This is a genomic window from Streptomyces canus, from assembly GCF_001514145.1.
GTDB lineage: Bacteria > Actinomycetota > Actinomycetes > Streptomycetales > Streptomycetaceae > Streptomyces > Streptomyces canus.
In genome coordinates, this window is the sequence record NZ_KQ948659.1 from 460,598 (window position 1) to 481,972 (window position 21,375).

Annotated in this window: 16 protein-coding genes; 11 read left to right on the forward strand and 5 right to left on the reverse strand. The window is 69.5% G+C overall.

Annotation, left to right across the window (positions count from 1 at the left end; translation table 11 throughout):
- Positions 1-224: 224 nt before the first annotated feature.
- The 11 genes from uvrC (at position 225) to pgi (ending at position 14,443) form a co-directional block, all read left to right on the forward strand.
- Complete coding sequence (gene uvrC, locus AQJ46_RS15710; RefSeq protein ID WP_059206168.1) at positions 225-2,279, forward strand: excinuclease ABC subunit UvrC; 2,055 nt, start codon at positions 225-227, stop codon at positions 2,277-2,279.
- Entirely contained in the window at positions 2,276-3,235 is a 960-nt protein-coding gene (gene rapZ, locus AQJ46_RS15715; protein ID WP_057618362.1) for an RNase adapter RapZ, read from the forward strand. Before uvrC ends, rapZ begins: the two co-directional genes overlap by 4 nt.
- Complete coding sequence (locus tag AQJ46_RS15720; protein WP_057618361.1) at positions 3,232-4,299, forward strand: gluconeogenesis factor YvcK family protein; 1,068 nt, start codon at positions 3,232-3,234, stop codon at positions 4,297-4,299. Before rapZ ends, AQJ46_RS15720 begins: the two co-directional genes overlap by 4 nt.
- Positions 4,290-5,279 (forward strand): DNA-binding protein WhiA, encoded by a 990-nt coding sequence (gene whiA / locus AQJ46_RS15725; protein WP_020120074.1) that lies wholly within the window; start codon positions 4,290-4,292, stop codon positions 5,277-5,279. The genes AQJ46_RS15720 and whiA overlap by 10 nt, the downstream gene beginning before the upstream one ends.
- A gap of 146 nt (positions 5,280-5,425) precedes the next feature.
- Complete coding sequence (locus tag AQJ46_RS15730) at positions 5,426-8,377, forward strand: M14 family metallopeptidase (protein WP_059206169.1); 2,952 nt, start codon at positions 5,426-5,428, stop codon at positions 8,375-8,377.
- Between the two features lie 213 nt (positions 8,378-8,590).
- Positions 8,591-9,601 (forward strand): type I glyceraldehyde-3-phosphate dehydrogenase, encoded by a 1,011-nt coding sequence (gap, locus tag AQJ46_RS15735; RefSeq protein WP_057618359.1) that lies wholly within the window; start codon positions 8,591-8,593, stop codon positions 9,599-9,601.
- 123 nt (positions 9,602-9,724) lie between these two features.
- Positions 9,725-10,936, forward strand: coding sequence for a phosphoglycerate kinase (locus AQJ46_RS15740; RefSeq protein ID WP_059206170.1), 1,212 nt, complete (start codon positions 9,725-9,727; stop codon positions 10,934-10,936).
- A 5-nt stretch (positions 10,937-10,941) separates the two neighbouring features.
- Positions 10,942-11,718: a triose-phosphate isomerase gene (tpiA, locus tag AQJ46_RS15745; protein ID WP_057618357.1), complete on the forward strand. Its 777-nt coding sequence runs from the start codon at positions 10,942-10,944 to the stop codon at positions 11,716-11,718.
- Positions 11,719-11,820: 102 nt separating this feature from the next.
- Complete coding sequence (gene secG / locus AQJ46_RS15750; RefSeq protein WP_020120079.1) at positions 11,821-12,051, forward strand: preprotein translocase subunit SecG; 231 nt, start codon at positions 11,821-11,823, stop codon at positions 12,049-12,051.
- A gap of 214 nt (positions 12,052-12,265) precedes the next feature.
- The gene (locus AQJ46_RS15755; RefSeq protein ID WP_006349936.1) at positions 12,266-12,601 is read left to right on the forward strand and encodes an RNA polymerase-binding protein RbpA; all 336 of its coding nucleotides are present in this window, start codon (positions 12,266-12,268) and stop codon (positions 12,599-12,601) included.
- A gap of 186 nt (positions 12,602-12,787) precedes the next feature.
- On the forward strand, positions 12,788-14,443 hold the full coding sequence (gene pgi, locus AQJ46_RS15760; protein ID WP_059206171.1) for a glucose-6-phosphate isomerase: 1,656 nt from the start codon (positions 12,788-12,790) through the stop codon (positions 14,441-14,443).
- Between the two features lie 66 nt (positions 14,444-14,509).
- Here pgi and pgl read toward each other — a convergent pair whose 3' ends face one another.
- The 5 genes from pgl to tkt are packed head-to-tail and all read right to left on the reverse strand — an operon-like array spanning position 14,510 to position 21,204.
- The gene (gene pgl / locus AQJ46_RS15765) at positions 14,510-15,292 is read right to left on the reverse strand and encodes a 6-phosphogluconolactonase (RefSeq protein ID WP_057618355.1); all 783 of its coding nucleotides are present in this window, start codon (positions 15,290-15,292) and stop codon (positions 14,510-14,512) included.
- The gene (gene opcA, locus AQJ46_RS15770; protein WP_059206172.1) at positions 15,289-16,440 is read right to left on the reverse strand and encodes a glucose-6-phosphate dehydrogenase assembly protein OpcA; all 1,152 of its coding nucleotides are present in this window, start codon (positions 16,438-16,440) and stop codon (positions 15,289-15,291) included. Before opcA ends, pgl begins: the two co-directional genes overlap by 4 nt.
- Positions 16,437-17,960 (reverse strand): glucose-6-phosphate dehydrogenase, encoded by a 1,524-nt coding sequence (zwf, locus tag AQJ46_RS15775; protein ID WP_059206173.1) that lies wholly within the window; start codon positions 17,958-17,960, stop codon positions 16,437-16,439. The genes opcA and zwf overlap by 4 nt, the downstream gene beginning before the upstream one ends.
- Positions 17,961-17,964: 4 nt before the next feature.
- Positions 17,965-19,083, reverse strand: a complete 1,119-nt coding sequence (tal, locus tag AQJ46_RS15780; RefSeq protein WP_059206174.1) for a transaldolase — start codon at positions 19,081-19,083, stop codon at positions 17,965-17,967.
- Between the two features lie 33 nt (positions 19,084-19,116).
- Positions 19,117-21,204 carry a transketolase gene (gene tkt, locus AQJ46_RS15785; RefSeq protein WP_059206175.1) on the reverse strand — a complete coding sequence of 696 codons (2,088 nt, stop codon included), beginning with the start codon at positions 21,202-21,204 and terminating at the stop codon, positions 19,117-19,119.
- Positions 21,205-21,375 lie beyond the last annotated feature (171 nt).

Here is a 21,375-nt window from a genome sequence, read left to right on the forward strand (position 1 = left end):
CCGCGGATCCGGGGCGGCACCGCATCGTCCGGATCCGGCGCCGTGCCGACACCGGCCACGAGTTACGTGACCGCAAAAATGGGGGGGGCCGGCGAGCGCGGCAGTACGGATGCGACCCCGGCGGTGTCCCACCCCGGTCACCTCCGTCAGGATCCGCCCAACAGACCTTGGCCGTTGTCCACAGGCTCACCGGACTGTCAGCCCTCGCCAGTAGGGTGTGAGACATGGCCGACCCCTCCAGCTACCGCCCCAAACCAGGGGAGATCCCTGACACTCCCGGGGTGTACAGGTTTCGCGACGAGCACCGCCGGGTGATCTACGTCGGAAAGGCGAAAAGCCTGCGTCAGCGCCTGGCGAACTACTTCCAGGACCTGGCGAGCCTGCACCCCCGCACCCGCACCATGGTGACCACGGCCGCGTCCGTGGAGTGGACGGTGGTGTCCACGGAGGTCGAGGCCCTGCAGCTGGAGTACTCCTGGATCAAGGAGTTCGACCCCCGGTTCAACGTCAAGTACCGCGACGACAAGAGCTACCCGTACCTCGCGGTGACGATGAACGAGGAGTTCCCGCGCGTGCAGGTGATGCGCGGCCAGAAACGCAAGGGCGTCAGGTACTTCGGGCCGTACGGGCACGCGTGGGCGATCCGCGACACCGTCGACCTCCTCCTGCGCGTCTTCCCGGTCCGCACCTGCTCCGCCGGCGTCTTCAAGAACGCCGCCCGCACCGGCCGCCCCTGCCTCCTCGGCTACATCGGCAAGTGCTCGGCACCCTGCGTCGACCGCGTATCCGCCGACGAACACCGCGACCTGGCCGAGGACTTCTGCGACTTCATGGCCGGCCGCACCGGCACCTACATCCGCCGTCTCGAGCAGCAGATGACGGACGCGGCCGAGGAGATGGAGTACGAGCGGGCGGCCCGCCTGCGCGACGACATAGGGGCCCTGAAGAAGGCCATGGAGAAGAGCGCGGTGGTGCTCGCCGACGCGACCGACGCCGACCTGATCGCGGTCGCCGAGGACGAGCTGGAGGCCGCCGTCCAGATCTTCCACGTGCGCGGCGGACGGGTCCGGGGCCAGCGCGGCTGGGTCACCGACAAGGTCGAGGAGATCACTACCGGCGCCCTCGTCGAACACGCCCTCCAGCAGCTCTACGGCGAGGAGAAGGGGGACTCCGTCCCCAAGGAGGTCCTCGTCCCGGCCCTGCCCGACCCGGTCGAGCCGGTCCAGGAGTGGCTGGCCGAGCGCCGCGGCTCGGGCGTCTCCCTGCGCATCCCGCAGCGCGGCGACAAGAAGGCCCTCATGGAGACCGTGCAGCGCAACGCCCTCCAGGCACTCGGCCTGCACAAGACCAAGCGCGCCTCCGACCTGACCACGCGCTCGCGTGCCCTGGAGGAGATCGCCGAGGCCCTCGACCTGGACAGCGCGCCGCTGCGGATCGAGTGCTACGACATCTCCCACCTCCAGGGCGACGACGTGGTCGCGTCCATGGTCGTCTTCGAGGACGGACTCCAGCGCAAGAGCGAGTACCGCCGCTTCCAGATCAAGGGCTTCGCCGGACAGGACGACGTCCGGTCCATGCACGAAGTGATCTCCCGCCGGTTCCGGCGCTATCTCGCCGAGAAGGAGAAGACGGGCGAGTGGGTGGACGACCTCCCCGAGGAGGGCACCCCCGAGACCGGCCTCAAGGACGACGACGGCCGCCCGAAGAAGTTCGCCTACCCGCCCCAGCTCGTCGTCGTCGACGGCGGACAGCCCCAGGTCGCCGCCGCCAAGAAGGCCCTGGACGAGCTCGGTATCGACGACATCGCCGTCTGCGGCCTCGCCAAGCGCCTGGAGGAGGTCTGGCTGCCGGACGACGACGACCCGGTCGTGCTGCCCCGCACCAGCGAAGGCCTGTACCTTCTGCAGCGGGTCCGTGACGAGGCCCACCGCTTCGCGATCACTTACCAGCGCACCAAGCGGGCCCAGCGCTTCCGGTCGAGCCCCCTCGACGACGTCCCCGGCCTCGGGGACACGCGCAAGCAGGCACTGCTGAAACATTTCGGGTCCTTGAAGAAACTACGATCCGCCACCATCGACCAGATCTGCGAGGTCCCCGGCATAGGCCGCAAGACGGCCGAGACGATCGCCGTGGCCCTCGCCCAGGCGGCCCCGGCCGCGCCCGCCGTGAACACGGCGACTGGAGAGATCATGGAAGAGGAGGAACCCGGCACCACGGGTTCCGGTGGGGAACCCGTGACGGCGGGTGCCCCGGACGAACGACGGGGGCAGGAGACATGAATGTGAACGAGCACGAAGAACAACAGGACCAGGGCGGAGAAGACGCACAGGTGAGTACGGGCGCGCCCGCCGACGCGGCCGGAGTCCCGGAGGCGGCCATCCCCGAGCTGGTGATCATCTCCGGGATGTCCGGCGCCGGGCGCTCGACCGCCGCGAAGTGTCTGGAGGACCTCGGCTGGTTCGTCGTCGACAACCTCCCGCCCGCGCTGATCCCCACCATGGTGGAGCTCGGCGCCCGCTCCCAGGGCAATGTCGCGCGGATCGCCGTGGTCGTCGACGTCCGCGGCCGGCGCTTCTTCGACAACCTCCGCGAGTCGCTCGCCGACCTGGCGGCCAAGCACGTCACCCGGCGGATCGTCTTCCTGGAGTCCTCCGACGAGGCGCTGGTGCGCCGCTTCGAGTCCGTGCGCCGCCCGCACCCCCTCCAGGGCGACGGCCGCATCGTCGACGGCATCGACGCCGAGCGCGAGCTCCTGCGCGAGCTGCGCGGCGACGCCGACCTGGTCATCGACACCTCCAGCCTCAACGTGCACGAGCTGCGCGCCAAGATGGACGCCCAGTTCGCCGGCGAGGAGGAGCCCGAGCTCAGGGCCACCGTGATGTCCTTCGGCTTCAAGTACGGCCTCCCGGTCGACGCCGACCTGGTCGCGGACATGCGGTTCCTGCCCAACCCGCACTGGGTCCCGGAGCTGCGCCCCTTCACCGGCCTCAACGAGGAGGTGTCGGCGTACGTCTTCAACCAGCCCGGCGCCAAGGAGTTCCTCGACCGCTACGCCGAGCTGCTGCGCCTCATCGCGGCCGGCTACCGCCGTGAGGGCAAGCGGTACGTGACCATCGCCATCGGCTGCACCGGCGGCAAGCACCGCTCGGTCGCCACGTCGGAGAAGCTCGCCGCGCGCCTCGCGGCCGAGGGTGTGGAGACGGTGGTCGTACACCGGGACATGGGACGGGAATGACCGCACGTAGTCCGCGGCTGAGCAGGCTGCGCAGGGTCGTCCCCGAAGGACGTGCGACCCGGCCCGTCGAGGCCCGGGGCGCGAGACCCCGTCGGCGTGGCGCCCAGCCCAAGGTGGTCGCGCTCGGCGGTGGCATGGGCCTGTCCGCCTCGCTCGCCGCGCTGCGCCGGATCACCGGCGACCTCACCGCAGTCGTCACCGTGGCCGACGACGGCGGCTCCAGCGGGCGCCTGCGCGACGAGCTGGGCGTCCTGCCGCCCGGCGACCTGCGCAAGGCGCTGGCCGCGCTGTGCGGCGACGACGACTGGGGTCAGACCTGGGCCCGGGTCATCCAGCACCGCTTCCAGTCCAAGGGTGACCTGCACGAACACGCGGTCGGCAACCTGCTCATCGTCGCCCTGTGGGAGCAGCTCGGCGACCATGTCCAGGCCCTCGACCTGGTCGGCAGACTCCTCGGCGCGCACGGGCGCGTGCTGCCCATGTCCGCCGTACCCCTGGAGCTCCAGGCCCTGGTCAAGGGGCACGACCCGGACCGGCCCGAGGACGTGGAGACCGTACGCGGACAGGCGACCGTGGCCCTGACCCCGGGTGAGGTGCAGTCGGTGCACGTCGTGCCGCACGACCCGCCCGCGGTCCCCGAGGCGGTGGAGGCGGTCCTGGACGCGGACTGGGTGGTCCTCGGACCCGGCTCGTGGTTCTCCTCGGTCATCCCGCATCTGCTGGTGCCCGAACTTCTGGACGCCCTCACCCAGACGAAGGCGCGCCGGGTACTCTCCCTGAACCTCGCACCGCAGCCGGGAGAAACCGATGGCTTCTCCCCGCAGCGTCATTTGGAGGTTTTGGGACGACACGCCCCTAAACTCGCCCTGGACGTGGTGCTGGCCGACCAGGCCGCCGTGCCCGACCGCGATTCCCTGACCGATGCCGCCCAGCGGTTCGGCGCCGCGGTCGAGCTGGCGCCGGTGGCCCGGCCCGACGGGACCCCGAGGCACGACCCGGAGCTGTTGGCCGCCGCGTACGACCGTATTTTTCGGATGCATGGAAGGATCGGCCCATGGCGATGACGGCAGCGGTGAAGGACGAGATCTCCCGGCTCCCCGTCACGCGGACCTGCTGCAGAAAGGCGGAGGTCTCCGCCATTCTGCGGTTCGCCGGCGGCCTCCACCTGGTGAGCGGGCGCATTGTGATCGAGGCGGAGCTGGACACCGCGATGGCGGCCCGCAGACTCAAGCGGGACATCCTGGAGATCTTCGGCCACAGCTCCGAACTGATCGTGATGGCACCGGGCGGACTGCGCCGCGGTTCGCGTTACGTCGTCCGGGTCGTCGCCGGCGGTGACCAGCTGGCCCGCCAGACCGGCCTGGTCGACGGCCGGGGCCGCCCGATCCGGGGGCTGCCCCCGCAGGTCGTCTCCGGTGCCACCTGCGACGCCGAGGCCGCCTGGCGCGGCGCCTTCCTGGCGCACGGCTCGCTCACCGAGCCCGGCCGCTCCTCCTCCCTGGAGGTGACCTGCCCGGGACCCGAGGCCGCGCTCGCCCTGGTCGGCGCCGCCCGACGCCTCTCGATCGCCGCCAAGGCCCGCGAGGTCCGCGGAGTGGACCGCGTGGTCGTCCGGGACGGTGACGCGATCGGTGCCCTGCTCACCCGGCTGGGCGCCCACGAGTCGGTGCTCGCCTGGGAGGAGCGCCGGATGCGCCGCGAGGTGCGGGCCACGGCGAACCGGCTCGCCAACTTCGACGACGCCAACCTGCGCCGCTCCGCGCGCGCGGCCGTGGCCGCCGGTGCCCGGGTCCAGCGCGCCCTGGAGATCCTCGCCGACGACGTGCCCGAGCACCTCGCCGCCGCCGGCCGGTTGCGCATGGACCACAAGCAGGCCTCCCTGGAGGAGCTGGGCGCCCTCGCCGACCCGCCGCTGACCAAGGACGCCGTCGCCGGCCGTATCCGCCGCCTGCTGGCCATGGCCGACAAGCGCGCCTCCGACCTCGGCATTCCGGGCACGGAATCCAGCATCACCGAGGAGATGGCCGACAACCTGGTCGGCTGACCGTCACTCACCACGCCGGTGCCGACGCCCACTTGGGACGTCGGCACCGGCGTTTGCGTATTCGTGAGGCGCCCTTGACTGGATCATCAACTGTCATGAGCCTGGCATCTGTTCGCTGCTGTGGCGGACCACCGCAAGGGGGGCTCATGAGACGAAGAGCGAGACCGATCCTCGCCGTTGGCGCGCTCCTGCTCGGCGGCGCGGGCCTCGCGCCCGTCGCCCAGGCCGCGGAGAGCGCCAGTTCTCCTGATCCGAACGAAGTCAAGGTCTTCCGCGCCGAGGTGACCAGCGGGCAGGTACCCCTGCTGCTGGCGGCCGGCCAGGACGGCCACGAACTGAGCGAGCAGGTGCCCGCCAAGGGCACCGCGACCGTCGAGGTCTACCTCACCGACCAGGAGGCCCAGAAGCTCGAAGGGCAGGGCGTCGAACTCACCGAGCACACCCTGACCGCCAAGGCCGAGGCCCGCGTGGACAAGGCCGCCGAGGGCGTGTTCCGGCCGTACAGCGGAAGCGGCGGTCTCCAGGAGGAGATCCTCGCGACCGCCCGGGCCAACCCCGGCCTCACCAAGGTCGTCTCCATCGGCAAGACGGTGAACGGCAAGGACATCCTCGCGCTCAAACTGACCAAGAACGCGAAGAAGTCCAAGGACGGCGCCAAACCCTCCGTGCTCTACATGTCCAACCAGCACGCGCGCGAGTGGATCACGCCGGAGATGACCCGCCGGCTGCTCCACCACTACGTCGACAACTACAAGAGCGACAAGCGCGTCAAGAAGATCGTCGACTCCACCGAGCTGTGGTTCGTCCTGTCGGCCAACCCCGACGGCTACGACTACACCTTCCAGAGCGACGACAACCGCCTGTGGCGCAAGAACCTGCATGACAACAACGGCGACGGCACCACAGGCGTCGGCGACGGCGTCGACCTCAACCGCAACTTCTCCTACAAGTGGGGCTACGACAACGAGGGTTCGTCCCCCAACCCCACCAGTGAGACCTACCGCGGCACGGCCCCCTCTTCGGAGCCCGAGACCAAGGCGCTGGACGCCTTCGAGAAGCGGATCGGCTTCACGTACGGCATCAATTACCACTCCGCCGCCGAACTCCTCCTCTACGGCGTCGGCTGGCAGGTGGCCACCGACACGCCCGACGACATCATGTACAAGGCGCTCGCCGGCACCCCGGACAACTCCGCGATCCCCGGCTACCACCCGCAGGTCTCCTCGGAGCTGTACACCACCAACGGCGAGGCGGACGGCCACGCGTCGAACGTCAACGGCCTGGCGATGTTCACCCCCGAGATGTCGACCTGCCAGACCGCCTCGGACCTCGACCCGAACGACCAGTGGAACGCGGCGGACTGCCAGTCGGTCTTCAACTTCCCGGACGACGAGAAGCTGATCCAGCAGGAGTTCGAGAAGAACATCCCGTTCGCGCTCTCCGTCGCCGAGTCCGCGGCCACGCCCGACCAGCCGAAGTCGTCGCTCGGCCTGAAGGCCGCCGACTTCACCCCGAAGCCGTTCACCACGTCCTACGCGCGCGGTGCGGACCAGGAGGTCTCCGTCGTCGTACGCAGGTCCGTGCGCGACAAGGAGCTCAAGTACCGCGTCAACGGCGGCCGTACGAAGGACATCGCGCTCAAGGCATGGAAGGGCGGCGAGACGTACGGCGGTGAGGACAACCTCTACTTCGACGAGTACCGCGCCAAGGTCTCCGACGGCGATCCGGGCGACAAGGTCGAGGTCTGGTTCACCGGCCGGACGAAGAGCGGAAAGACCGGCTCCAGCGCGCACTTCACCTACACGGTGGCCGAGCGGCCGCGCGCGGACGTGCTCGTGGTCGCCGAGGAGGGCGCGACCGCCACACAGGCGCAGACCTACGTGGACGCCCTCAAGGCGGCCGGCCGCAGGGCGATCGTCTGGAACGTCGCCACGCAGGGTGCGCCCGACGCGCTCGGCGTACTGGACCACTTCAAGACCGTCGTCCACTACACGGGCGCGACCGTCCCGGGCAACCCCACCCAGCTCCAGCTGCGCGCCTTCCTGAACGAGGGCGGCAAGCTGGTCGAGGCGGGCGAGCGGGCCGGCGGCACCGTCGACCTGGGCGGCGGCACCCTGTCGAACGACTTCAGCCAGTACTACCTCGGCGCCTACACCCGTACGACGCTGCCGGGCGCCACGGCTTTCCAGGGCACCGGCAAACTCGCCGGAGCCGGCGCGAGCCTCGGGGCCGCCCCCGGCAACCCGCTGGACGCGGCCGGATCCTTCAGCGTCACCTCGGACAACCTGCCCGCGGCGACCTTCCCGCAGTTCGCGAGCGCGGGAGCGGGCACGTATCCCGGCACGCCCAACCCGTACGGACCGTACGAAGGCACCTCCATGGCGGCCGTCACGCACAGCGACTACGCCTGGAACCGCCTGACCCGCACCGTCGACCTCACCCAGGTGACCGCCGCGCAGGCGCCCACGCTGCGCACCCGGATGCTGTGGGACACCGAGGAGGGTTACGACCACGCCGTCCTGGAGGCGAACACCGCCGGGGCCGACGACTGGACCACCCTCCCGGAGAAGAACGGTGCGACCACCAGTGCCGTGCCCGCCGAGTGCGAGGCCGGGTTCTTCATCGCCGCCCACCCCGCGCTCAAGCGGTATCTGACGCAGGGCACCGACGGCTGCACGGCCTCCGGCACCAGCGGTCAGTGGAACAGCCTCACCGGGGCCTCGGCCGGCTGGCAGGAGGTCTCCTTCGACCTCTCCGCGTACGCGGGCAAGAAGGTCGAGCTGTCCTTCAGCTACATCACCGACCCCGGGTCCGGCGGTCGCGGTGTCCTCGTCGACAACACCTCGGTCGTCGTCGGCGGCCAGGCCGTCGAGACGGAGGGCTTCGAGACCTCGCTCGGCGCGTGGAGTGTGCCCGGGCCGCCCGCGGGCAGCCCCGCGGTCGTGAAGGACTGGGGGCGCGCCGGAGAGCTGTTCAAGACCTACGGCGCGGTCACCACGGACGACACCGTGCTGCTGGGTTTCGGCCTGGAGCACGTCACCGCGGCGGCCGACCGCGGCGCCCTTGTCAAAAAGGCACTCGCTGCCATCGGGGGGTGAACCGGACGTGACCCGACGTAGTCATTTCGGGTGACCCGAGCTTTCGGTCCGGGGCGGTCCGTACCCCTACTGGCGGGTACGGACCGCACTGCCGTGTATGGGGCATCTCGATGTCACCACGCCGGGCTCAGGGAGGTAGGGTCGGGGGTGGTCGGGGACATCCCATACAGCTCGCCGGTCTCACAACCGGCGTACCAACGAGGAGATCGGTTCGTGACGATCCGCGTAGGCATCAACGGCTTTGGCCGCATCGGTCGTAACTACTTCCGCGCGCTGCTGGAGCAGGGTGCTGACATCGAGATCGTGGCTGTCAACGACCTGGGTGACACCGCGACCACCGCGCACCTGCTGAAGTACGACACCATTCTGGGCCGCCTCAAGGCCGAGGTGTCGCACACCGCCGACACGATCACCGTCGACGGTCACACCATCAAGGTGCTGTCCGAGCGCAACCCGGCCGACATCCCGTGGGGCGAGCTGGGCGTCGACATCGTCGTCGAGTCGACCGGCATCTTCACGAAGAAGGCCGACGCCGAGAAGCACATCGCGGGCGGCGCCAAGAAGGTCCTCATCTCGGCTCCGGCCAAGGACGAGGACATCACCATCGTGATGGGCGTCAACCAGGACAAGTACGACGCGGCCAACCACCACGTCATCTCCAACGCCTCCTGCACCACCAACTGTGTGGCGCCGATGGCCAAGGTTCTGGACGAGAACTTCGGCATCGTCAAGGGTCTGATGACGACGGTCCACGCGTACACCAACGACCAGCGCATCCTGGACTTCCCGCACTCGGACCTGCGTCGCGCCCGCGCCGCCGCCGAGAACATCATCCCGACCACGACGGGCGCCGCGAAGGCCACCGCCCTGGTCCTCCCGCAGCTCAAGGGCAAGCTGGACGGCATCGCGATGCGCGTCCCGGTCCCCACCGGCTCGGCCACCGACCTGGTCGTGACGCTGCAGCGCGAGGTCACCAAGGACGAGGTCAACGCCGCGTTCAAGAAGGCCTCCGAGGACGGCGACCTCAAGGGCTACCTGTCGTACACCGAGGACCCGATCGTCTCCTCGGACATCGTCAGCGACCCGGCCTCCTGCACCTTCGACTCCTCCCTGACCATGGTCCAGGAGGGCAACTCGGTGAAGATCCTCGGCTGGTACGACAACGAGTGGGGCTACTCCAACCGCCTCGTCGACCTCACGGTCTTCGTCGGCAACCAGCTCTGATCGACCGATCAGGCACCTAGGTGTGTGAGCAAGGGCTCGGGCAGCGTGAGGACGCGTTGCCCGAGCCCTCACTCACGTGATCAGCTTTCGTACGATCCAGAGCCCTCCTCAGGAGTCCCCTTTATGAAGACGATCGACGAACTCCTCGCCGAAGGGGTGGCCGGCAAGCGGGTCTTCGTCCGCGCCGACCTCAACGTGCCGCTGTCCGGCACCACCATCACCGACGACGGCCGTATCCGAGCCGTTCTGCCGACCGTGAAGGCCCTCGCCGACGCTGGCGCCCGCGTGGTCGTCGCCTCGCACCTGGGCCGCCCCAAGGGCGCTCCGGACCCGGCCTTCTCCCTCGCCCCGGCGGCCGCCCGCCTCGGTGAACTCCTCGACGCACCCGTGGAGTTCGCGACCGACACGGTGGGCGAGTCCGCCACCGCCACGGTCGCGGGCCTCACCGACGGCCAGGTCGCGGTCGTCGAGAACCTCCGCTTCAACGCCGGCGAGACCTCCAAGGACGACGCCGAGCGCGGCGCCTTCGCGGACCAGCTCGCCGCCCTCGCCGATGTCTACGTCGGCGACGGCTTCGGCGCGGTCCACCGCAAGCACGCCTCGGTGTTCGACCTCCCGGCCCGGCTGCCGCACTACGCGGGGCACCTCATCGCCACCGAGGTCGGCGTCCTGAAGAAGCTCACCGACGACGTCAAGCGCCCCTACGTGGTCGTGCTCGGCGGCGCCAAGGTCTCCGACAAGCTCGCCGTCATCGACGAGCTGCTCGGCAAGGCCGACCGCATCCTCATCGGCGGGGGTATGGCCTTCACCTTCCTCAAGGCCAAGGGCCACGAGGTCGGCGCGTCCCTCCTCCAGGAGGACCAGATCCCGGCGGTTCTGGAGTACATCGAGCGCGCCGAGAAGACCGGCGTCGAGCTGGTCCTGCCGGTCGACGCGGTGGTCGCTCCCGCGTTCCCGGACCTGAAGACCAAGGCCCCGGCCGACTCCACCACCGTCGCCGCCGACGCCATCCCCGCCGACCGGATGGGCCTGGACATCGGCCCGGCGTCCGGCAAGCTGTACGCCTCGAAGATCACCGACGCCGCCACCGTCTTCTGGAACGGCCCCATGGGCGTCTTCGAACATCCCGAATTCGCCGAGGGCACCAAGGCGGTCGCCCAGGCCCTCCTCGACTCCCCGGCCTTCACGGTGGTCGGCGGTGGCGACTCCGCCGCGGCCGTCCGCACCCTGGGCTTCGACGAGAACGCATTCGGCCACATCTCGACCGGTGGCGGCGCCTCCCTCGAATACCTCGAGGGCAAGACGCTCCCCGGCCTCGCCGCACTGGAGGACTGACCTACATGAGCACGCGCACGCCGATCATGGCGGGCAACTGGAAGATGAACCTCAACCACCTCGAGGCCATCGCCCACGTCCAGAAACTCGCCTTCGCCCTCGCGGACAAGGACTACGAGGCCGTCGAGGTCGCCGTCCTGCCGCCCTTCACCGACCTGCGCTCCGTGCAGACCCTGGTCGACGGCGACAAGCTCAAGATCAAATACGGCGCCCAGGACCTCTCGGCGCACGACTCCGGCGCGTACACCGGCGAGATCTCCGGCTCGATGCTGGCCAAGCTGAAGTGCACGTATGTGGCGATCGGCCACTCCGAGCGCCGTCAGTACCACGCGGAGACCGACGAGATCGTCAACGCCAAGGTCAAGGCCGCCTACAAGCACGGCCTCACCCCGATCCTGTGCGTCGGCGAGGAGCTGGACGTCCGCGAGGCGGGGAACCACGTCTCCCACACCCTCACCCAGGTCGAGGGCGGCCTCAAGGACCTCCCGGCCGAGCAGGCCGAGTCGGTCGTCATCGCCTACGAGCCGGTCTGGGCCATCGGCACCGGCAAGGTCTGCGGCGCGGAGGACGCCCAGGAGGTCTGCGCCGCCATCCGCGGCAAGATCGCCGAGCTGTACTCGCAGGAGCTGGCCGACCAGGTCCGCATCCAGTACGGCGGCTCCGTCAAGGCCGGCAACGTCGCCGAGATCATGGCGCAGGCCGACATCGACGGGGCGCTCGTGGGCGGTGCGTCACTCGATGCCGACGAGTTCGTCAAGATCGTGCGCTTCCGCGACCAGTGAGTATGCGGTAAGCGGGATCCGTCGTACCCTTGCGGGGGCGCAGCCCTGAGGCTGTGCCCCTGTCGTCCATCCAGATCCGAGGAAGTTGGTCCAGCCGTGGTTATGGGGTTCTCGATCGCCCTGATCGTCTTCAGCGGCCTGATGATGCTGCTGGTGCTCATGCACAAGGGCAAGGGCGGCGGCCTCTCCGACATGTTCGGTGGCGGTATGCAGTCCTCCGTCGGCGGCTCTTCGGTCGCCGAGCGCAACCTCGACCGGATCACCATCGTGGTCGGTCTGCTGTGGTTCGCGTGCATCATCGTGCTCGGTCTCCTCATGAAGACGAACAGCTGAGCGGCGACGCCACACACAGCACGTACATTCCGCACGTAAGGCCCCATGTTCGGTACGCGCAGCTGAGCGCGGCCTATCATGGGGCTTGCGTCTAGGTGTGGGGGCTGTAACTCCAATCACTGGACGCGCGTTGGGCCTTACGTAGACTGAGGCGCTCGCAACGAAGCGACACGCCGACTCGCTTCGCGGCACCATCACGCAGGGAGTTACGACCGTGGCAAGTGGCAACGCGATCCGAGGTAGCCGGGTCGGGGCGGGGCCGATGGGCGAAGCCGAGCGGGGCGAGTCCGCGCCCCGTCTTCGCATCTCCTTCTGGTGCTCCAACGGGCACGAGACGCAGCCCAGCTTCGCCAGCGACGCGCAGGTCCCCGATACCTGGGACTGCCCCCGCTGCGGCTTTCCCGCCGGACAGGACCAGGACAACCCGCCGGACCCACCGCGCACCGAGCCGTACAAGACGCATCTCGCGTATGTACGGGAGCGGCGCAGCGACGCCGACGGCGAGGCGATCCTCGCCGAGGCGCTGGCCAAACTGAGGGGCGAGATCTAGGGTCGACAGCCGGCCGGACACCGAGAGGTGCCTGGCCGGAGCGGTCTCAGGCGCGACTGACGCGCCGCGCGGGTCCGCCTTGCCCTGTTCGCGACGGGCTTCTTCGTACTGTCCTCGCCTGGCTGATCCGCTGATCAACTAGGTTGGACCAGCTGGCACAGGTACGAAAGAAGGCTGAAGTCGGACATGAACGCAGACGGCCGTACCAGGCTCAACCGGACGCCCGAGTGGACCGCGCTGGCCGAGCACCGCGAAGAGCTCGGCGAGGTGCGGCTGAGGGAGCTGTTCGCCGCCGATGCCGGACGCGGCACCGGGTACACACTGCGGGTCGGTGACCTGTACGTCGACTACTCCAAGCACCTCGTCACCGACGAGACGCTGCTTCTGCTGCGCCAACTCGCCGCCGCGACCGACGTCTTCGGTCTGCGGGACGCCATGTTCCGCGGCGAGAAGATCAACACGACCGAGAACCGGGCCGTGCTGCACACAGCGCTGCGCGCCCCGCGGGACGCCGTGATCGAGGTGGACGGGGAGAACGTCGTACCGGGCGTGCACGCCGTGCTCGACAAGATGAGCGACTTCGCGAGCCGGGTCCGCTCCGGCGAGTGGACCGGCCACACCGGCAGGCGCATCAAGAACGTCGTCAACATCGGCATCGGCGGCTCCGACCTCGGTCCCGCGATGGCGTACGAGGTGCTGCGCGGCTTCACCGACCGCGACCTCACCGTCCGCTTCGTCTCGAACGTCGACGGCGCCGACCTGCACGAGGCCACCCGCGACCTGGACGCGGCCGAGACACTGTTCGTCATCGCCTCGAAGACCTTCACCACCATCGAGACGATCACCAACGCCACCTCGGCGCGCGCATGGCTGCTCGGTGAGCTGAAGGCGGATCAGGAGGCGGTCGCCCGGCACTTCGTGGCGCTGTCGACGAACGCCGAGAAGGTGTCGGACTTCGGCATCGACACGGCCAACATGTTCGAGTTCTGGGACTGGGTCGGCGGCCGCTACTCCTACGACTCGGCGATCGGTCTGTCGCTGATGATCGCCATCGGGCCCGACCGCTTCCGCGAGATGCTCGACGGTTTCCACCTCGTCGACGAGCACTTCCGCACCGCCCCGGCCGAGTCCAACGTACCTTTGCTCCTTGGCCTGTTGGGCATCTGGTACGGCAACTTCCACGACGCCCAGTCGCATGCCGTGCTGCCGTACAGCCACTACCTGTCGAAGTTCACCGCGTATCTCCAGCAGCTGGACATGGAGTCCAACGGCAAGTCGGTGGACCGTGACGGCAACCCCGTGGACTGGCAGACCGGGCCGGTGGTGTGGGGCACGCCCGGCACCAACGGGCAGCACGCCTACTACCAGCTCATCCACCAGGGCACGAAGCTGATCCCGGCGGACTTCATCGGCTTCGCCCGTCCGGTCGCCGAGCTGTCCGGCGCCCTCAGGGCGCAGCACGACCTGCTGATGGCGAACTTCTTCGCCCAGACCCAGGCGCTGGCCTTCGGCAAGACACCGGACGAGGTGCGCGCGGAGGGGGTGGCCGAGGAGCTGGTCCCGCACAAGACGTTCCAGGGCAACCACCCGACGACGACGATCCTGGCCCGCGAGCTGACCCCGTCGGTCCTCGGCCAGCTCATCGCGCTGTACGAGCACAAGGTGTTCGTCCAGGGTGCGATCTGGAACATCGACTCCTTCGACCAGTGGGGCGTCGAGCTCGGCAAGGTCCTCGCCAAGCGCGTCGAGCCGGCGCTCACCGAGGGCGCCGAGGTGCCGGGCCTGGACGCGTCCACGAAGGCCCTGGTGACGACGTACCGGGAGCTGCGCGGACGGCAGTGAGACCGCGGACGCCGGGCCCCTCCTGGGAGGGACCCGGCGTCCGAACCGCCTTCTCGAAGGCGGCTGTTACGACGAAGCCGGCGGATACAGCGACCTCGGCAGCTGGGAGGCCGCCGCCGAGTCCAGCAGCCACAGGGTGCGGGCCCGGCCACGGGCCCCGGCCGCCGGCGCCTGGATCTCACCCGCGCCGGACAGGGCGATCGCCGCGGCCTGTGCCTTGTCCTCGCCGGCCGCCAGGAGCCAGACCTCACGGGCCGCGCGGATGGCGGGCAGCGTGAGGGTGACCCGGGTCGGTGGTGGCTTCGGGGCGCCGTGGACGCCGACGACCGTGCGCTCGGTCTCCCGTACCGCGGGGAGCTCCGGGAACAGGGATGCCACGTGGGTGTCCGGGCCCACGCCCAGCATCAGCACGTCGAAGGTCGGGACCGCGCCGTGGTTCTCGGGACCGGCCGCTCGGGCCAGCTCCTCGGCGTAGGACGCCGCCGCGGCCTCCACGTCGTGCCCGTGGGGACCGTCCGACGCGGGCATGGCATGCACACGCTTCGGGTCCAGCGGTACGGCGTCCAGCAGGGCCTCGCGGGCCTGCGTGACATTGCGCTCCGGGTCGCCCTCGGGCAGGAAGCGCTCGTCGCCCCACCACAGGTCCAGACGGCTCCAGTCGACGGCGTCCCGGGCGGGCGCCGCGGCCAGCGCGGCGAGCAGGCCGTTGCCGTTGCGGCCGCCCGTGAGGACCACGGACGCCGAGCCCCGGGAGGCCTGCGCGTCCACGATCTTCGTGATCAGACGGGCCGCGGCGGCCTGTGCCATCAGCTCCTTGTCATGATGCACGACCAGCTGCGGGGTGCTCACTTAGCCGCCTTCCCGGACAGCCCGGAAGGGACCGGCTTCAGCGATGCCGACGGCGCCGCTTCCTGCCCGGAAGCTTTCGCAGGGCCCTCGACAGGGGCTTTGACGGCGACTTCCGCGGAGGCTCCGGCTGCGGCCGGCTCCGCGGAGACGGAATCTCCGGAGCCGGGTTCGCCGGCATCGGAGCCGGGTTCTCCTTTGGGAGCGGGTTCCGGAAAGGGCACCGACGGGTTCAGCCGTTCCACCCCGAACCGCAGCGCGGAGGCGTACGTGTCGTCCGGGTCCAGCCGGCGCAGCTCCTCCGCGATCAGCTCGGCGGTGTCGCGGCGCTTGAGCGCCACCGCCCGGTCCGGCTGGCCCTGGATGGAGAGCGTGGCGAGCGAGCCGTCCGCGCGGTCCAGGACGATCGGACCGCTGTCCGTGTGCAGGCGTACGGCCGTGAGGCCCGGGCCGCTCGACAGCGACCGCTTCACCGGCACGTCCAGCCGGTCCGCCAGCCACATCGCCAGCAGCTCGCAGCTCGGGTTGAACTCCTCGCCCTCCACCTCGACGGCGTCCACCTCGCAGGTGACCTGGTCGAGCGCGGCGGCCAGCATCGAGCGCCACGGCGTGATCCGGGTCCAGGAGAGGTCGGTGTCGCCCGGGGTGTAGGTGTCGGCGCGCGCCGTCAGCTCGCGCACCGGCTGCTCGGAGGAGTAGGTGTCGGTGACCCGCCGCTGGGCGAGTGCCCCGAGCGGGTCCCCGGCCGGGTCGAGCGGTGCGTCCACCGGCCACCAGACGACGACCGGCGCGTCCGGCAGCAGCAGCGGAAGGACGACCGACTGGGCGTGGTCGACGACTTCGCCGTACAGCCGCAGCACCACCGTCTCGCCGGTGCCGGCGTCGGCGCCCACCCTCACCTCGGCGTCGAGGCGGGACTGGGTGCGGTCACGAGGACTCCTCGACACCCGCTTGATGACCACCAGCGTCCGCGAGGGGTGCTCGCGGGACGCGTCATTGGCGGCCTTGAGGGCGTCGTAGGCGTTCTCCTCGTCCGTGACGATGACCAGCGTGAGCACCATGCCGACGGCCGGTGTGCCGATGGCCCGGCGGCCCTTGACCAGCGCCTTGTTGATCTTGCTGGCGGTGGTGTCCGTGAGGTCTGTCTTCATGGCCGGCGCCAGCTCCGTCCCTCTCGTGCGAGCATTTCGTCCGCCTCGACCGGGCCCCAGGTACCGGAGGGGTACTGGGCGGGCTTGCCGTGCGTGTCCCAGTACTCCTCGATCGGGTCGAGGATCTTCCAGGACAGCTCGACCTCTTCTGTGCGGGGGAAGAGGTTCGAGTCGCCGAGCAGGACGTCGAGGATCAGGCGCTCGTACGCCTCGGGAGAGGACTCCGTGAACGACTCGCCGTAGGCGAAGTCCATGGACACGTCCCGGATCTCCATCGAGGTGCCCGGCACCTTGGAGCCGAAGCGGACGGTGACGCCCTCGTCGGGCTGGACGCGGATGACGATCGCGTTCGAGCCGAGCTCCTCGGTGGCCGTCGTGTCGAAGGGGGAGTGCGGCGCGCGCTGGAAGACCACCGCGATCTCGGTGACCCGGCGGCCGAGCCGCTTGCCGGTGCGCAGGTAGAAGGGGACGCCCGCCCAGCGGCGGTTGTCGATCTCCACCTTGATGGCCGCGTACGTGTCGGTCTTGGACTGGGGGTCGATGCCGTCCTCTTCGAGGTAGCCGACCGCCTTCTCGCCGCCCTGCCAGCCCGCCGCGTACTGACCGCGCACAGCGTTCCGGCCCAGGTCCTTCGGCAGCTTCACCGCGCCGAGCACCTTGGTCTTCTCGGCGGCCAGAGCGTCCGCGTCGAAGGAGGCCGGCTCCTCCATGGCGGTGAGGGCCATGAGCTGGAGCAGGTGGTTCTGGATGACGTCACGGGCGGCGCCGATGCCGTCGTAATACCCGGCCCGGCCGCCGATGCCGATGTCCTCGGCCATCGTGATCTGCACATGGTCCACGAAGGACCGGTTCCAGATCGGCTCGAACATCGTGTTGGCGAAGCGCAGCGCCAGGATGTTCTGGACGGTCTCCTTGCCCAGGTAGTGGTCGATGCGGAAGACCTGGTCCGGGGCGAAGACCTCCTCGACGGTCGCGTTGAGCTCCTCGGCCGACTTGAGGTCGTGGCCGAAGGGCTTCTCGATGACCGCGCGCCGCCAGGAGCCGCTCGACTGGTCGGCCAGCCGGTGCTTCTTCAGCTGCTGGATGACCACGGGGAAGGCCGACGGCGGCACGGACAGGTAGAAGGCGAAGTTGCCGCCGGTGCCCTGCGCCTTGTCGAGTTCGTCGATGGTGTCGCGCAGCCGCTCGAACGAGTCGTCGTCGTCGAAAGTGCCCTGGACGAAGCGCATCCCCTGGATGAGCTGCTGCCAGACCTCCTCGCGGAACGGCGTCCTGGCGTGCTCCTTGACGGCGTCGTGGACGACTTCCGCGAAGTCTTCGTTCTCCCAGTCCCGCCGGGCGAAGCCGACCAGCGAGAAGCCCGGTGGGAGCAGACCCCGGTTCGCGAGGTCGTACACGGCGGGCATGAGCTTCTTTCGTGACAAATCGCCCGTGACGCCGAAGATGACCAGGCCCGACGGCCCCGCGATACGCGGGAGCCGTCGGTCGGCGGGGTCACGCAGCGGATTGCTGCTCGACAAGGGTTCAGCCCTCCGATGGGGCGAGGCGCTGAAGCTCCGCCTCGGTCGACTTGAGCAGGTCGTTCCAGGACGCCTCGAACTTCTCGACGCCCTCGTCCTCCAGGAGCTGCACCACCTCGTCGTACGAGATCCCGAGCTTCTCGACGGCGTCGAGTTCCGCACGGGCCTGCTCGTACGTACCGGCGACCGCGTTGCCGCGGATCTGGCCGTGATCCTCGGTGGCGAACAGGGTCGCCTCCGGCATGGTGTTCACCGTGTTCGGCGCCACCAGCTCATCGACGTACAGCGTGTCCTTGTAGGCCTTGTCCTTGACACCGGTCGAGGCCCACAGCGGACGCTGCTTGTTCGCGCCGGCGTTCTCCAGCTTCGACCAGCGCTCGCCCGAGAAGACCTCCTCGTACGCCTGGTAGGCGAGGCGCGCGTTGGCGACGCCGGCCTTGCCGCGGGCGGCCTTGGCCTCGTCGGTGCCGAGCGCGTCGATGCGCTTGTCGATCTCGGTGTCCACGCGGGACACGAAGAAGGACGCCACGGAGTGGATCTTCGACAGGTCCAGACCCCGCTCCTTGGCCTTCTCCAGGCCGGCCAGGTAGGCGTCCATGACCTCGCGGTAGCGCTCCAGGGAGAAGATCAGCGTGACGTTGACGCTGATCCCGAGGCCGATCACGTCGGTGATCGCCGGGATGCCCGCGCGGGTGGCCGGGATCTTGATGAGCGTGTTGGGGCGGTCGACGAGCCAGGCGAGCTGCTTGGCCTCGGCGACGGTCGCCTTCTCGTTGTGCGCCAGGCGCGGGTCGACCTCGATCGACACGCGGCCGTCCTGGCCGCCCGTCGCGTCGAAGACCGGGCGCAGGATGTCGGCGGCGTCGCGGACGTCCGCCGTGGTGATCATGCGGATGGCCTCTTCGACCGTGACCTTGCGGGCGGCGAGGTCGGACAGCTGCTGGTCGTAGCCGTCACCTTCGGAGATCGCCTTCTGGAAGATCGACGGGTTGGTGGTGACGCCCACGACGTGCTGCTGGTCGATCAGTTCGGCGAGATTGCCGGACGTGATCCGCTTGCGCGACAGGTCGTCCAGCCAGATCGCCACGCCTTCCTCGGAGAGGCGCTTGAGTGCGTCTGTCATGGAATTACATCTCCTACGTGTCGTATGTGAGCGTCAGCGCTGGGCGGCGGCGAGAGATTCCCGCGCCTTCGCGGCCACGTTCTCGCCAGTGAAGCCGAACTCCTGGAAGAGGACCTTGCCGTCCGCGGAAGCACCGAAGTGCTCCAGGGAAACGATGCGACCGGCGTCCCCGACGTACTTGTGCCAGGTGAGACCGATACCCGCCTCGACCGCGACACGGGCCCTCACGGCCGGGGGCAGGACGCTGTCCCGGTACCCCTGGTCCTGCTCCTCGAACCACTCCACGGACGGCATGGAGACGACGCGCGTCGGCACCCCGTCGGCCTCCAGCTGCTCGCGTGCCTCGACGGCCACGTGCACCTCGGAACCGGTGGCGATGAGGATGACCTCGGGAGTCCCGGTGGAGGCCTCGAACAGGACGTAACCGCCCTTGACGGCGTCCTCGTTGGGCTCGTATGTCGGCACGCCCTGACGGGTCAGCGCCAGGCCGTGCGGGGCACCCTTGCCGAACTCCTTGGTCCAGCGCGTGAGGATCTCGCGCCAGGCGATCGCGGTCTCGTTGGCGTCGGCCGGGCGGACCACGTTCAGTCCGGGGATCGCGCGCAGCGAGGCGATGTGCTCGACCGGCTGGTGCGTCGGGCCGTCCTCGCCGAGGCCGATGGAGTCGTGCGTCCACACGTACGTCACCGGCAGGTGCATCAACGCCGAGAGCCGGACGGCGTTGCGCATGTAGTCGGAGAAGACGAGGAACGTACCGCCGTAGATACGGGTGTTGCCGTGCAGCGCGATGCCGTTCATCTCCGCGGCCATGGAGTGCTCGCGGATGCCGAAGTGGATCGTGCGGCCGTACGGGTCCGCCTCCGGCAGCGGGTTGTCCGCCGGGAGGAACGAACTGTTCTTGTCGATCGTGGTGTTGTTCGAGCCCGCGAGGTCGGCGGAGCCGCCCCACAGCTCGGGGATGACCGCGCCGAGGGCCTGGAGGACCTTGCCGGACGCGGCACGCGTGGCGACGCCCTTGCCGGGCTCGAAGACCGGAATCGCCGACTCCCAGTCCTTGGGCAGCTCACCCGCGGCGATGCGGTCGAACTGGGCCGCGCGCTCGGAGTTGTTGCTCCGCCACTCCTGGAAGGACTTCTCCCACTCGGCCCTGGCCTGACGGCCGCGCTCCAGCGCCTGGCGGGTGTGCTCGATGACCTCGTCCGCGACCTCGAAGGACTGCTCCGGGTCGAAGCCCAGCACCCGCTTGGTCGCCGCGACCTCGTCGTCGCCGAGCGCCGAGCCGTGCGCGGCCTCGGTGTTCTGGGCGTTCGGGGCGGGCCAGGCGATGATCGAGCGCATCGCGATGAAGGACGGCTTGTCCGTCACCTTCTTCGCGGCCTCGATCGCGTTGTAGACGGCATGCGGGTCGATGTCGCCGTCCGGCTTCGGGGCGACGCGCTGCACATGCCAGCCGTACGCCTCGTAGCGCTTGACCGTGTCCTCGGAGACGGCCGTCTCGGTGTCGCCCTCGATCGAGATGTGGTTGTCGTCCCACAGCAGGACGAGGTTGCCGAGCTTCTGGTGGCCGGCCATCGAGGACGCCTCGGCGGAGATGCCCTCCTGGAGGCAGCCGTCACCGGCGATGGCGAAGACGAAGTGGTCGAAGGGGGAGGTGCCCTCGGGGGCCTCCGGGTCGAACAGACCGCGCTCGTAGCGGGCGGCCATCGCCATGCCGACGGCGTTGGCGACACCCTGGCCGAGCGGACCGGTGGTCGTCTCGACGCCCTTGGTGTGGCCGTACTCCGGGTGGCCCGGGGTCTTCGAGCCCCAGGTCCGGAACGCCTTCAGGTCGTCCAGCTCCAGACCGAAACCGGCCAGGTACAGCTGGGTGTAGAGGGTCAGGGACGAGTGGCCGGCGGACAGCACGAAGCGGTCGCGTCCGACCCAGTCGGGGTCGGCCGGGTCGTGCCGCATCACCTTCTGGAAGAGGGTGTAGGCGGCGGGCGCCAGGCTCATCGCCGTACCGGGATGGCCGTTGCCGACCTTCTGTACGGCGTCGGCGGCCAGGACGCGGGCGGTGTCGACGGCCCGCTGGTCCAACTCGGTCCACTCGAGGTCTGTGGTGGTCGGCTTGGTGCTCACCCTGGGTCAGGGCTCCTCTCCACATGTCACGCATGTCGAAATGCCGGTGCACGGGACGCCCGGCCGTTGTCGAGCCTACCCCCGTAAGTACGTGCGTTTTTTCGAGTCATTCCAGACTGCCGGGCCGCGCGGACATCCGCCTCCCGACTGGCCCGTACCGCATTTGGCAAC